13 protein-coding genes are annotated in these 13,952 nt (G+C 41.5%); 5 read left to right on the top strand and 8 right to left on the bottom strand.

Annotated elements, in window-relative coordinates; all coding sequences use genetic code 11:
- Nucleotides 1-63: 63 nt before the first annotated feature.
- Nucleotides 64-795, bottom strand: a complete 732-nt coding sequence (locus MKX34_RS07725; RefSeq protein WP_305953734.1) for a metallophosphoesterase family protein — start codon at nucleotides 793-795, stop codon at nucleotides 64-66.
- A gap of 84 nt (nucleotides 796-879) precedes the next feature.
- Nucleotides 880-1,401, bottom strand: coding sequence for a MarR family transcriptional regulator (locus MKX34_RS07720; protein WP_076104912.1), 522 nt, complete (start codon nucleotides 1,399-1,401; stop codon nucleotides 880-882).
- Between the two features lie 253 nt (nucleotides 1,402-1,654).
- Between MKX34_RS07720 and MKX34_RS07715 the strand changes: the two genes are divergently transcribed.
- Entirely contained in the window at nucleotides 1,655-3,250 is a 1,596-nt protein-coding gene (locus MKX34_RS07715; protein WP_063829770.1) for an MDR family MFS transporter, read from the top strand.
- Between the two features lie 73 nt (nucleotides 3,251-3,323).
- On the opposite strand, the gene MKX34_RS07710 is transcribed toward MKX34_RS07715, so the two are convergent.
- Nucleotides 3,324-3,791 (bottom strand): MarR family transcriptional regulator, encoded by a 468-nt coding sequence (locus MKX34_RS07710; RefSeq protein ID WP_036675630.1) that lies wholly within the window; start codon nucleotides 3,789-3,791, stop codon nucleotides 3,324-3,326.
- Nucleotides 3,792-3,932: 141 nt separating this feature from the next.
- Between MKX34_RS07710 and MKX34_RS07705 the strand changes: the two genes are divergently transcribed.
- A complete protein-coding gene (locus MKX34_RS07705) occupies nucleotides 3,933-5,435 on the top strand; it encodes an amidase (protein WP_076104938.1) in 1,503 nt (500 codons plus the stop codon).
- A gap of 37 nt (nucleotides 5,436-5,472) precedes the next feature.
- Here MKX34_RS07705 and MKX34_RS07700 read toward each other — a convergent pair whose 3' ends face one another.
- The gene (locus MKX34_RS07700; RefSeq protein ID WP_036675633.1) at nucleotides 5,473-6,066 is read right to left on the bottom strand and encodes a TetR/AcrR family transcriptional regulator; all 594 of its coding nucleotides are present in this window, start codon (nucleotides 6,064-6,066) and stop codon (nucleotides 5,473-5,475) included.
- Between the two features lie 165 nt (nucleotides 6,067-6,231).
- Between MKX34_RS07700 and MKX34_RS07695 the strand changes: the two genes are divergently transcribed.
- Nucleotides 6,232-7,119: an ABC transporter ATP-binding protein gene (locus MKX34_RS07695; protein WP_036675634.1), complete on the top strand. Its 888-nt coding sequence runs from the start codon at nucleotides 6,232-6,234 to the stop codon at nucleotides 7,117-7,119.
- The gene (locus tag MKX34_RS07690) at nucleotides 7,116-7,928 is read left to right on the top strand and encodes an ABC transporter permease subunit (RefSeq protein WP_036675636.1); all 813 of its coding nucleotides are present in this window, start codon (nucleotides 7,116-7,118) and stop codon (nucleotides 7,926-7,928) included. Before MKX34_RS07695 ends, MKX34_RS07690 begins: the two co-directional genes overlap by 4 nt.
- Nucleotides 7,929-8,262: 334 nt before the next feature.
- Here the strand turns inward: MKX34_RS07690 and MKX34_RS07685 are convergent, their stop codons facing one another.
- The 4 genes from MKX34_RS07685 to MKX34_RS07670 all read right to left on the bottom strand — a co-directional run bounded on the left by MKX34_RS07685 (nucleotide 8,263) and on the right by MKX34_RS07670 (nucleotide 12,480).
- A complete protein-coding gene (locus MKX34_RS07685; protein ID WP_038569499.1) occupies nucleotides 8,263-9,222 on the bottom strand; it encodes a family 43 glycosylhydrolase in 960 nt (319 codons plus the stop codon).
- Between the two features lie 104 nt (nucleotides 9,223-9,326).
- Nucleotides 9,327-10,223 (bottom strand): carbohydrate ABC transporter permease, encoded by an 897-nt coding sequence (locus MKX34_RS07680; RefSeq protein ID WP_036675639.1) that lies wholly within the window; start codon nucleotides 10,221-10,223, stop codon nucleotides 9,327-9,329.
- A gap of 54 nt (nucleotides 10,224-10,277) precedes the next feature.
- On the bottom strand, nucleotides 10,278-11,156 hold the full coding sequence (locus MKX34_RS07675; protein ID WP_036675641.1) for a sugar ABC transporter permease: 879 nt from the start codon (nucleotides 11,154-11,156) through the stop codon (nucleotides 10,278-10,280).
- Nucleotides 11,157-11,235: 79 nt separating this feature from the next.
- The gene (locus MKX34_RS07670; protein WP_076101554.1) at nucleotides 11,236-12,480 is read right to left on the bottom strand and encodes an extracellular solute-binding protein; all 1,245 of its coding nucleotides are present in this window, start codon (nucleotides 12,478-12,480) and stop codon (nucleotides 11,236-11,238) included.
- Between the two features lie 276 nt (nucleotides 12,481-12,756).
- Between MKX34_RS07670 and MKX34_RS07665 the strand changes: the two genes are divergently transcribed.
- Nucleotides 12,757-13,662 carry an ArsR family transcriptional regulator gene (locus MKX34_RS07665; RefSeq protein ID WP_036675644.1) on the top strand — a complete coding sequence of 302 codons (906 nt, stop codon included), beginning with the start codon at nucleotides 12,757-12,759 and terminating at the stop codon, nucleotides 13,660-13,662.
- The last annotated feature ends 290 nt before the right edge of the window (nucleotides 13,663-13,952 follow it).

The raw sequence follows: 13,952 nt of genomic DNA, 5'->3' as shown, positions 1-13,952 counted from the left end.
ATCTTTATTTTATACATAGTTAACGTTTAATTCATTACTATTCTAAAAAAAATGGGAGAACGCTCAAAGCGTCTCACCATTCCGAACAAAATGCGTTATGTATTTCCCTGCGGAAATCTCCAAGCAATTTAGTCGTTGGCCATATGCGCAGCCACCATCTATGCCAATTTTATCTCCAAGTGGACTAAACCAAATTTCTTCTGAATCATGCAGATCCATCGTCGAAGTATGACCGAAAACAACCGTTTTGTTAGTGCTAACTACCGGATTCTTATAAAAGGGTTCTCTAATCCAGATAAAATCATAAGGGTCCTGGTGCTTCCAATCCTCTATTAATGGATTAATGCCCGCATGAACAAAAATATGTTCTTCCGTCTCATGATAAAGCGGCAATGTGCTTAGAAAGTCTATATGATGTCTATAGTCCCGCCTAATTTTTTCTTTTAGCTGCATATAATCCTTCCAGCCAAAATCCTCCTGCAAACCTTCGGAGCCCGCCTCACAATAACTCATCAGCGTATGAAATCCGCCATTAGTAAGCCAATGGGTATCCAATTTATCATCTTCGCCGGTGAGCGCATCGCAAGCCATTTTATCGTGATTTCCTTTGAGAACTATAGCTCCACATTCTTGCTGCAGAGTCATCACTTGCTCCACAATTCCTTTACTGTCCAGCCCTCTATCCACATAATCTCCCATCAAGATAAGCTTATCCTCCGCTGGGCGATAATTCACTTTTGATAACAGTGCATTGAATTCTACATAACTTCCGTGAATGTCACTAATTGCTAATATTCTGATGATAATCGCTCCTTGCTCTAAGATGCAAAAAAAGATGTTCCCGCGGGTGTGCAGGAATATCTTTTGATGTTGGGCTTTTTATACTGATTCTATAACTAATGACTCTTCATCCGACTGTGGAAAAAAATGACGGCTTCTGACCTCATGCACCGCTTCTTGAAAACGATCGCACAAAAAGATCAGCTGGTCGATCTCTTCCTTACCGACCTTTTGCGTGATTTCACTCAAAATACCGGAATAGGATGCCATCTGCCTGCTATAAATCTGCTCTCCAAGCTCACTCAGACAGATATATACGACCCGACGATCTGTATCGGATGTTGTACGTACTACGTAACCTTTTTCCTCCAAAGTATTTGCCATTTGCGTGGCAGTAGGTCTACTTATCTGGAGCAGGTCACTTAATTTAGAAATCATAACTCCCCGGTGCTGTTTGTCGCCTTCAGTGGCTTTCTTTTGCTTCATTACAGTGTGAATGACGTACATCATAACAAACTCTCTATACGATACTACATCAATCGAGTAGGGGCGAGCAGTCAGACGCTTTATATTTTCAAGGGCTATGATAAGCTTCTGCTCTTGATTGTCATGGGTATCCATAGGGCACCTCCAATATACCTCAATCTAATTAGATTACTTACCTATTCCAAAAAAATCAAGTCAAATTGGAATTCTCTTTAAATTAAAATTTAATAATTAACCTGTTGTGCTAATTGATGAATTTGTGTATTATACATAAATGATAGTTTGGCTACCTAATTATTACGACATGAATTCCCAAACTACAATATATAGAAGTTAAAGGAGAGGAACTGCTCTGGAGCATCTCACTCAGAAAAAGAAAGTTACAATTATGATTGCTTTAATGGCGGCTATGTTTTTCGCAGCAATCAACCAGACGATTGTGGGTACAGCAATGCCCCGAATTATTGCGATGCTTGGAGGCATTGAACATTATACCTGGGTAATTACCATCTATATGCTCACCTCAACCATTGCTACCGTACTTGTCGGTAAGTTATCCGATATTTACGGAAGAAAGCCCTTCCTGTTATCAGGGATTGTCATTTTTATTATAGGTGCTTTCCTATCCGGATTGTCGACCAACATTTTTCAAATGATCACTTATCGCGGGATACAAGGTCTAGGCGGCGGGATTCTAATGTCGGCTACCGTAACCGCTGTAGGTGATTTGTTCGCTCCAAGAGAGAGAGCCAAGTGGACTGGAATTATGATGGCGATATTTGGTTTCTCCAGCGTAATTGGTCCTACCCTTGGCGGATTCATGGTAGATCACATGGCTTGGAAATGGATCTTCTGGATCTTCTTACCTTTCGGTATCGTGGCCTTCTTTATGATTTTGAAAATGTTCCCTAAAACAACGCGTTCTACATCTGAGTCCATTGACTATTTAGGCTCCATTTTCCTTTCCCTGACCATCGTTGCGCTCTTGCTCGGCTTTTCATGGGCAGGAACAAAATATGACTGGGGTTCTCCGGAGATTCTCGGCTTGTTTGGTGCTTCCATTCTGGGTCTGATTATCCTGATTCTGATTGAGCGTAAAGCTAAGAGCCCCGTATTGCCATTATCCTTATTTAAAAACTCCATCGTATCCATCTCAATGATTGTCGGTTTCCTGATGAATGCCGGTATGATGGGCGCAATGATCTACCTGCCCTTCTTTGTGCAAGGGGTAGAGGGCGTCTCCCCAACTAAATCTGGTTTTATCAATATGCCAATGTCACTTACTATGATTGTACTAAGTACTTTAGTGGGAAGATGGATCTCCAAAACAGGAAAATATAAACGTTATGCTCTAATGGGGATGCCATTCATGGTTGTAGCCATGATATTAATGGCCTTTATGAGTAACATTGCTACGGCTGTAGTCAGCATGATTATCTTCGGGGTTGGGTTAGGACTATCGATGCCCGTATTTACACTAACCGTACAAAATGCTGTTGCTCCTTCAATGCTAGGTGTTGCTACTGCTACAAATACTTTATTCCGTAATTTAGGTGGAACCATAGGTATTGCCATCATGGGTACCATTATGAACTCCTCATTAACGAAAAAATTAGAGGCAGCGGTATCTTCAGGCAAAGGTCCGGATTTATCCAAACTCGATCCTGAATCCGCTAAACAGCTTTCTGCCTTTATGAATCCTCAAATGTTGCTAGATCAACCTAAACTAAAGGAATTGCATGCAACATTGCCAGAGCAAATCCAGCCGCTCTTCAATCAATTGATTGAGATGCTGCGGAACGCACTGAGCGATTCCCTGACAGTTGTGTTCTTAAGTGGTACGGCGCTGTTAGTTATCGCAGCACTGCTCGTTCTGTTCCTTAAAGAGATTCCATTACGTAGTGGAGAGAAAAAAATGGAGGCACACGCAGAGGATAAAACCGGGAGTAAAAAACTCGAAAAATCTGTGCCTGCTGCACATTAATCACAAATAACCTTACATTAGAGATGTCCGTAAACAGCTTAGGCTGTGCGGCATCTCTTTTTGATAAGAAGGGCTAGGATTCGTTTGATTGATCATTCAATTCTTCGAAGTAAACGTAAACTCCGTTTAACAGCTCCATTAACGTATCCGTCTGTTCTTTGCCCATGTAATCAATCATACCTTTAAAGGTATTCCGGGATTTCGTTACGGCCATCTCAGCCAGATGCTCCCCTTTTTCCGTAAGCGTGATCTCACTAACTCGGCGATCCTGTGCATCGGAAGTACGCACCACATATCCTTGTGCAATCAGACTATTGAGCATTTGGGTAACCGTAGGAGAGGTGACTTTCAAAAACTTGCTAATCTCCGAAACCGTCTGTCCCTTCTTCCCTTCCCGTTCTTTACCAAGCTTTAAAGAAACCAACATCCGGACCTCACTTGGCTTCAAGCCCCAAATCGTAGTTTTACGCCAGTTCATTCTAGCAAATTGTTGGAAAGCCTCCATTAATCCATCCACATTCTGATATTTCTCTTCGTTCATCAGTACACCCCATAAAATCATTTAACACTAAGTATAGCCTAATATGACTTAAAAAAGAATTGATAGATGTCAGATTACCCATTTTCAAAAAATAACTAATGGGATGTATAATATAATAATCATCCTAAATTGAAAGTGGGTATTAATTTGACCTTTTCTTACTCTACCTATGACGCTCTAGGACTTGCTTCACTTGTCAAAGCACGTGAAATTTCACCTCGTGAGCTGGTCGAAGCCGCCTTTGCTCGGTTAGATGAGGTCAATCCAGTCATAAATGCGGTGGTGCGCACCCGCCGGGAAGCTGCTCTTAGAGAAGCCGACGAGATGCCTGTTCAGGATAACACTCGGCCGTTTGCTGGCGTTCCGTTTCTATTAAAGGATATTTCCCAATCTATCGCTGGCGAGCCCATCACTTGTGGGGCTATGCTGATGAAGAACAATGTCGCGCGGTGGGATTCAAATTATGTTGCACGGATTAGGAAAGCCGGCTTCATTCCACTTGGCCATACGAACACACCAGAGTTCGGCTTAAAAAACATTACAGAGAATGTCCTCCATGGACCTGCTCGTAATCCTTGGAATCTCGAATATTCTCCTGGAGGTTCGAGTGGCGGAGCCGCGGCAGCTGTTGCTTCTGGTATCGTTCCAGTAGCAGGAGCCAGTGATGGTGGTGGGTCCATCCGTATTCCCGCCTCATTCACAGGCTTATTCGGACTTAAACCCACGCGCGGGCGCACACCAGTAGGACCCGGAGTCGGCCGTCAATGGCAAGGGGCTTCTATTGATTTTGCCTTAACCCGGTCCGTTCGCGATAGCGCTGCTATGTTAGATCTGCTGCAGGTTGTGCAGCCAGAAGCCGCCTTCCAGACTCCGTTATATCCGGGCGTATATCTGGATGATCTGTTTAAGCCTACGCAACGTAAACTACGAATTGGATTTACGACTGCTTCCCCAGTAGGTACGCCTGTCTCTGAAGAGGCCGTAAATGCTGTTCTCAAAACCGTGAAATGGCTCGAAGCTGAAGGACATGCGGTTGAAGAAACAGAAAGTCCTGTGAATGGCACAAGACTGATGGAGAACTACTATACGATGAATGCCGGAGAGGTAGCAGCCATGTTCGTCTCCCTGGAGAGAAATATGGGACGTTCCATAACTGCTGACGATGTCGATATCATTACGTGGGTTCTTGGTGAGACCGGAAAAAATGTTTCAGCGGCCGAATTCGTACATAGTCTGGATGAATGGGACGTTGCAGCCGCCCAAATGGCGGAACTGTTTAATCATTACGACTTATATATAACACCTACGAATGCAAACTCCGCTCCCAAAATTGGTGAATTAACGCATAAACCTGCAGAGATAGCAAAGCTGCTGCACGTAAACGAATTGCCAAAAGAAGAACAGAGCCGCTTAATTTACGAGATGTTTGAGCCAAGCCTAACCTATACACCGTTCACCCAGCTCGCAAATCTGACAGGCCAGCCAGCAATGAGTGTGCCCGTCCATAAGTCAGCAACTGGCCTGCCGCTAGGCGTTCAAGTCATGGCGAACAAAGGCCGTGAAGATTTGCTGCTTCAGCTTGCTGCCCAGCTTGAACAATCCGCTCTTTGGGTCGGCATGAATGGGAATCCGCTGTTGACCTGATCAATTAAGGGTGATGTTCACGTAGCTCAAGCTCCCCTTACTCTTTCCCGCAAATGCCATAGAAGAAAATATGGATGGCTTCCTCGATGAAGGCATCCATATCTTCCTGTTTGCTAGCTTCGTCTAGAAGTTCACCCGCATTACGCATATACATCCCCATTAGTGAAAGTATCCCTTTGGTGGATACTTTATTTGAGATTTCTCCCCGGGCTTTCCCATCCTCAACCATCTTCACCAGCACCGGCAAAATGTCATTCGCATATCGTTCCTCAATATAACGGAACATTTCTTGATCCTCAACCATAAGCTCCTTCACAGTCGCGGGAGATAAACCGCTGTAAGTTTGCCTTTCCATGGTTAGAATGTAACCAATAATCTCCTTTAGAGAATGCTCTTGATAAATGTAATCTTCAAACTCCTGAATTTCCTTCTGAACAAAGTCCTTAAAAGACTCACTAAGCAGCGCTTCCTTACTGCCAAAATAATTATAAATCGTCACCTGAGAGACTCCTGCTTCTTTCGCAATATCTGCGATCCGTAGACGTTTGGGTTCCCAGCTCTTGAGCATCTCCATAGTAGTTTTCATAATTTTGAATTTAATCTGTGCTGCTCTCTTCTCAAATCCATTCATAGCTTCCACCCTAACTTCGTTATTAAGTATGCGTATTTAAATTTAATGAAATATTCCATTTCAATTATTTCATAATTATATTGACTTCATTAACCACTAGGAATAATATAACATATGAAATATTCAATTCATATTAGTTCATTATTTTGCGGCGGGGGTGGCGGCATGCTGGTTGTAGAAGGCTTAACTAAACGATTTTCGAATGGCAAAGGAATCGAAGATGTAACATTTACCGTAAACAAAGGCGAGGTTTTTGGATTTCTGGGTCCTAACGGCGCGGGTAAATCGACAACTATACGGCATATCATGGGTTTTATGAAACCAGATCAAGGGCATGCGAGTATCCATGGGCTTGATGTATGGAAGGCACAAGGGACAGTCCAGAAGCATATTGGCTACTTACCCGGTGAAATTAACTTTTTTGATGGGATGACGGGCCTTTCTTTCCTTAAATTCATGTCAGCCATGCAGGGAATCAAAAATACTACCAAACGCGAGCAGCTGATTGAACGCTTGCAATTTGATGCCACAACTCCGATCCGAAAAATGTCAAAGGGAATGAAGCAAAAGGTCGGAATCGTCGCTGCTTTTATGCACAGTCCTGAAGTTATTATTCTGGATGAACCTACCTCGGGTCTCGACCCGCTCATGCAAAAGGTATTTATTGATCTGGTACTGGAGGAAAAATCAGCCGGAACTACCTTTCTCATGTCCTCACACAGCTTTCAGGAAATTGAACGCACCTGTGACCGCGCCGCAATTATTAAAGACGGACGGATTATCACCGTAAAAAATATTCATGAACTACAATCGATGCAACGGAAGCTGTTTGAGGTCATTTTTGCGAATAGTGAAGATGCAGTGGATTTTGCCGCCTCCGGCCTACAAGTGGAAGCTCATGAGGGAAATAGGGTCCGCATAGCTGTGCAAGGCAATTATGATCGATTCATCCGGGAAACTGGAAAATACAATATCCGCAGCATCGACGTATTCACGCAGAATCTAGAGGACATCTTCATGGACTATTATGACCGTGAGGGGGCAGTGCAATGAATCTTCCGCTCTATAAGGAAATGATGCGAGTGAACCTGAAAGGAATATTGAATTACGCCTTTGGTTCTGCCTTCTATATTCTGTTTATGATCTGGCTTTATCCAGGGATTGCGGGGAGTACACAAGCAATTGATGACCTTATTAAGGCGATGCCAGAGGGTGTGGGTAAAGCCTTTGGGTTAAATAGCGGATTTACCAGTGCTGAAGCTTTTATCTCCGGAGAATATTATGGACTTATACTAGTTCTGATTCTTTCCATAGTTTGTGTGCAAATGTCAACGCAGCTTATGGCTCGACTCGTGGATCGCGGTTCCATGGCTTATCTGCTCATAGCCCCAACTACACGGAGAAAAGTCGCCACCACGCAGGCACTTGTACTCACTACAGCATTGCTCTTAATTATGGGTGTAACCACCCTCGCCGGATTATTAGGTAAAGCATGGTTTCTTGGCAGTGAATATGACTTTAACAGCGGTCGCTTCGCTCAGCTGAATACCGTGGCCTTTTTATTATTTTTTGCGGTAGGCGGCCTTACCTTTCTCGTGTCCTCTGTATGTAATGACGAGAAAAAAGCCCTCGGAATTTCCGGCGCCATCGCCTTCGGATTTTTCACTCTGGATCTACTCGGTAAAATAAGCGACAAACTGGAAGGGCTGCGTTTCCTAACCTTATTCTCCTTTTATCAACCCGGGGAAATCGTTCAGGGCAACGTGGAGATTATTCAGGTCTCCAGTTGGCTGCTGTTGATCGGAGTGCTCACCTTTTCCTTGGGAGTAGAGCTGTTCAGAAGACGGGATCTTCCATTATAAGAGTACCTCACTTGATCAACTCGCTTTTACGCGTTCCCGAAGCAACTATCGGACACAGTTGACCTTAAATGCAACTTTATCACAAATTTGCGTACCTAACGGACCCTAAAGTCGTTATTGGCTTGAAGATCAGCAAAAATGAACCTTTTCTAAAGGAATAGCTGCACTGGGGTCCGCAACCTTGCTCAAATGACTAAAAAATTGCAAATAGCGTCAGCTGAGTCCTTAAGCCTCAGGAGGGTTACAACTATGACTCTTATAAAAAACAACAGAGCAGTGTTTCTCCACCTCTGGGAGAATCATTGCTCTGTTGTTTTATGCGACAAATCCCTTTTTATTTCGTATCCGGTCTAGGTACACCAAAGTTTGGCGTTCCATCTTCATTCCACTGGATTACTTGCACACGTGCGTGACGATTCGGATCGTAAAGCGGATCTCCGACAATTTCCTTATAGCTTCTAGCATGGAAAACAAGGATATCCTGTGTGCCATCCTCAGAGACAGTGAAGCTATTATGTCCCGGACCATATTGGCCGTTTTCCTCAGAAGTCGTAAACACAGGTTCAGGTGTCTTGACCCATGATTTTGGATCCATTAAATCACTATTCTCATCAGCAGTCAATAATCCCATACAATAGTTGTGATCTGTTGCACTAGCTGAGAATGTCATGAAAATACGTCCATTACGCTTAAGGATTGCCGCGCCTTCGTTCACTAAAAATCCGATTTTTTCCCAATCGTATTCAGGAGTAGTGATGCACACCTGCTCACCTTTTAGTGTCCAAGGGTTCTCCATTTCGGAAATATAAATATTTGAATTGCCAGGGATAGCAGGATCTTTTTGTGCCCAAACGTAATATCTAACTCCTTTATGCTCAAAAGTTGTTGCATCCAAGGCAAAAGATTCCCATTTTGTTTTTATTTGACCCTTTTCCACCCATTCACCTTCTAAAGGATTTGCGGATGGGTTTTCTAACGCAAACATGCGATGATCAAATAAACCGTCTTTCGTATCAGAGGTATGTGCAGCTGCATAATATACGTACCATTTTCCATCAATATAATGAATCTCTGGCGCCCAAATATTAGCACTCATCAAACCCGTTTCATGCTTAACCCAAATGGTCTTTCCTTCAGCCTCAGCCAATCCTTGAATGGATTCAGAACGGCGAAGCTCAATTCTATCGAACTCTGGAACTGAAGCTATGAAATAGTAGTAACCATCAGTATGTTTATAGATCCAAGGATCTGCTCGTTGCTCAACTAGTGGATTTTTTACATTAAATTCTCTCACAATGACAACTCCTATATTTATCTCTTTTTTTATATTTGTAGGTCACCAAAACACACCCTTCCTTATAAGAAGTCAAGGTGTATTTAAGTTTAAGTTCATTCGATCTAACCTTTGATACCCGAATTCAGGTTGATGGATTGAACGAAGTATTTTTGTGCAAAAACGAATAGCAGCAATGTTGGAATAATCGCCATGATTGCCGAGCCCATTAATTGTCCGATCATACGATAGTTTCCGTAGATGTCTTGCAATAAGAGCAAACCAGCGGTAATTGGCATTTTGTCTACGTCTGTGTACACGATAACCGGCCAGAGGAAGTCATTCCAAGATCCAGTAAAGGAGAACAATCCGCAAACAATTAGTATTGGTTTAACTAACGGCAATATAATTTGCGCGAAAATTCTAAAGTCACTTGCACCATCAACTTTAGCCGATTCATCTAATTCTTTTGGGATACCGTTCATAAACTGTCTGACCAAGAAGATATTACCCATACCCGCAAGACCAGGGATAATCATAGCCCAGGAAGTGTTCACCCAACCAAAGGAGTCAATGATTTTATACGAAGGAATCAAGTTAACAACACCCGGGAAGAAGGAGATCCCCAGCAAAGTAAAGAACAATGTGTCTCTTCCTTTAAACTTAATACGGGTGTAACCAAAACCTGTAATCGAAATAACAATAACAACCAGAATGGTGTGAGATGTAGCAATAAACAATGAGTTACCTAACCAACGTAGAATTGGAGCTGTAGAAGTATTGTTTAGGATCGTAACGTAGTTCTCAAAGACCCACTCTTTAGGAAATAGTCTAAAGCCCGAGGATACTACTTCCGTTTGTGATCTAAATGAGGTGGAAATCCCGAATATAACAGGAATGATCCAAATCACACATAGGATACCTAGAAATATATAGGATATATATTTTGAAATACTTACACTGGAGGAGCCTTTTATTTTGCCTGTTGTATTTACAACTGGATTTACTGCCTGGTTTGACATTTTAGTACACCTACCTTTTCCATTTCCTTGTTAGTCAATTAGTTTCTGCGAACCCTATGAAGCATTTCGGTTCATTACATAATATTGCAGTGCTGAGATCACCAAAATAACTAATCCCAGTAAAACTGCCATAGCTGATGCCATCCCGGCGATGGATTCACCGTTACCGAAAGCTAATTGACGAATATACATCATTAGAACGTGTGTACTTTGTCGAGGTCCACCATCGGTCATCATTAACGGTTGGCCGAATACATTAAAGGCACCCGCAGTTGTCATAACAAAGGTATAAATTAATGGAAAACGAATAGATGGCAAGGTAATACTGGTGAATCTTTTAATTGAACCCGCACCATCGAGCTCCGCTGATTCATATAACTCTTGAGCCACGCCACTTAAGGAAGCACGATAGATAATCATGTTGCCCCCAATACCACCCCATAAAGTAATTACAATGATAATAATCCACGCATAGGGTTGATTTGCAGGCCAAGCAATTTGTGATCCAAACAGATTACCAGTGATCCCTAGTTGCTTATTAAAGATCAACAGCCAAATCAGTGCTGCCGCAGAAATTGAAATCAAGCCAGGAATATAAAGAATAGATTGAATTAAGCTCTTCATTTTAACTTTTTTATGCTCCAACGCCACCGCGACCATTAATGGAATAATAATCAGCAACGGAACAGACAGAGCAACGAAAATCAATGTGTTTTTTAGGCCTCTGAAAAATTGAGTATGAAAGGTTGATCCGCCGTCAAAAAGAATAGCTTTATAGTTATCAAAGCCTACCCATACCGGATCACTCATTAAATTCCATTTTGTAAATGAAGCATAAATCCCATAAATCGTTGGCAATAAAATGAAGACAGCAAACAAAATGACATGCGGACCTACAAAGAAAGCAGGTGCCCAATTGATTTTCTTTTTCATAGGAATTCATTTCTCCTTTTGCACAAAGTAATGCACCATAACATGGCACATTACTTCGTACAATCTATTCTATTTTGCTTTATTTTGCTGCACTGCTGCTTTCCGCAATTTTATCTTCAACAAATTTTTGCATCGTTGCCAAAGTCTCATCAATATCAACGTTGCCACGCACGATATCCGCACAGTAAGTATCTACAGCTTCCGCAATGTATGGGTAGTATTCATATGTGTAAATGTAAAGGGATTCGATTTCTTTTTCATCAGATGTAAAGAAGGATTGCATAAAGTCTTTGTACTCAGGGCTTTGGTTAACTACGTTACTTGCTACGTTTTGTCCAGCTTTTGCCCATTCCATCGAATTCGTACGAACATATTCCAAGAAGTTAGCAATACCTACTTCTTTTTCGTCTGTTCTCTTATCATTTTTCAACATAGCGAACAAGTGAGAAGAAGATCTGTTGGTGAATTTGTCAGGAGTAGGAGAATAAACATTGGTCACGCCAAAGTTCAAACCTTCAACCCCAGCATGTGCTGTAGAACTCCAAGTTCCGTCTGTCGAGAAAAGTACATTTTGAGATTGGAACATCAAGTAACCGTCTTCACCAAATGGAGTCATAAGGCCAGCATCGGCGATTTTCTTAACATTTTCAAACGCTTGTTTAAAGACAGGGGTGTTAACAGCCGGTTTTCCATCAACTTGGATATCGCCGCCCAAATCTTGAATTTGAGCCAAGATAACCCAGCCCAGCAAAGCATCATTAACTACGTAATCGCCTTCATCCAATTTACCTTGTAAGGAAAGCATTTCATCAATAGTAACAACGTTATCATCCAAGAAAGATTCAGCATTATACTTTTTCAGCAAATCTTTATTGTAATACATTACGTTACTATGAATATCAAGAGGAACTGTGTATTGAGTTCCATCGATATTACCAGTGTTCCAAGCTTGTGGTAAGTAATTTTCAGCTTTCAGTTCAGGTTGTGCTGGCAATACGGTATCTTGCATGGATTCCAGTACACCTTGTTTAACAAATCCAGGAACACGGTCAGCATGGATAATTGCTAAATCAGGAACACCTTTGCTAGATGCCAAAACTGTAGAAATCTTTGTGTACATATCAGCCGTAATAACATGTTTTACTTTAATTTCGGGATTCGTTGCATTGTAGTTTTTAACAATTTGATCCATATAAGCACCGTCATCACCGGTCAGCGGTGTCCAGAACGTAATCGTCTTACTATCATCTTTACCACCGCATCCTGCCAAAACTGTCGATAATGTTAGAACCGTTGCTAATAAAACTCCAAATTTCTTTTTCATTACTCTCTCCCCCTGCAGCTGTAATGTTAAGATAACCATTCATGTTCACTTTCTTTGAAAACGATTAACTTGAGATTAGTATACATTCATTGTGAAAGCGTAGTCAATAACATTTAAATAAACTTAACAGAATTTTTTTTCGTTTAATTAACCTTTTGATTCATCTCTCGGAGATGAAAGCGATATTATATTTACTTCGGTTACCTTTCATGTTACTTTATATATAGATTAATAAACTTTACAGTATATGAAATAACTTTGAAAGAAGTGGGTAAAATGCAGTTGGAAATCGACAAATCCTCTCTTGTTGTTTACGAAGCTTTAGCGAGTGAAGTACGCATCAAAATTATTCAGTTGCTCTCCAAAAATAAGATGAACATCAAAGATTTGGCAGAAGAACTTAAAATAAGCAGTCCTATCGTTACCAAACACATTAAAAAACTAGAAGATGCAGGGCTCATAAAAACGGAAAAGGTGCCTGGTAAATCAGGAATGCAAAAAATTTCAATTCTTAGGGTGGATCATATTGAGATTAACTTCCCGAAGAAAATCTTTCACTCTTTTGCCTCCTACGAGACATCAGTGCCGATTGGTCATTATACCGATTATGATCTGAAACCTACTTGCGGACTTGCTACGGATAAGGAGTTTATCGGCAGAGTAGACGAACCTAAGTATTTCATGGATTCTAAAAGAGTGGACGCAGAGATTCTCTGGTTCACTCAAGGTTATGTGCAATATAATATCGCTAATTTCCTAAAAAAAGAGGAAACCCTACAGCAATTTGAGATTAGCTTAGAGCTTTCTTCCGAATTCCCCTTTGCTAATGACGTATGGCCTTCAGACATCACCTTTTCTTTGAATGGCTTGGAATTAGGGACTTGGACGAGCCCCGGGGATTTCGCTGATGCTAGAGGTAAATTCACACCGGAATGGTGGCCACACAATATCAATCAATACGGATTGCTAAAAACGATTAGAATTACAAACCACAATGGAACTTACATTGACGGTGACCCGCTGTCTCAGGTTTCGATTGAGGATTTAGATACGACTTGTGACCGTTGGACCTTTCGGATCGAAGTGAAGGAAGATGCAAAGCATGTAGGAGGAGCAACGATTTTCGGGAAAAAATTCGGAAACCATGATCAAGATATCATTTTCAAATTGTACTATCTGTAAATTTTTCTTTTATGTTCTAAGCAAAACTGGTTCTTTTTGCGGGGGTGAACAACTAATTAGCTATTCTTCCTTAGCTCCCCCCCACCCGTTATGCCCTACCCCCTCTCTTTATCCATGCTGATATATCCCGCCTAGTCATCCATTCACCAAATTTCACTCTTATCCACTTCAGCATTAATCACCAGTAGTTAAATCATTTTCCTCTATTTTGAATTTATAATTTATAAAAATATAAAAAGATTCACGGATTTATAAATTTCTATTTGACTATTTGCTGATATCATGCTTAA

Origin of the sequence: Paenibacillus sp. FSL R5-0636, assembly GCF_037974255.1 — a bacterium.
GTDB lineage: Bacteria > Bacillota > Bacilli > Paenibacillales > Paenibacillaceae > Paenibacillus_AQ > Paenibacillus_AQ odorifer.
Note: the sequence above shows the minus strand (reverse complement) of the source record. Positions and strands in the feature narration are given on the sequence as shown.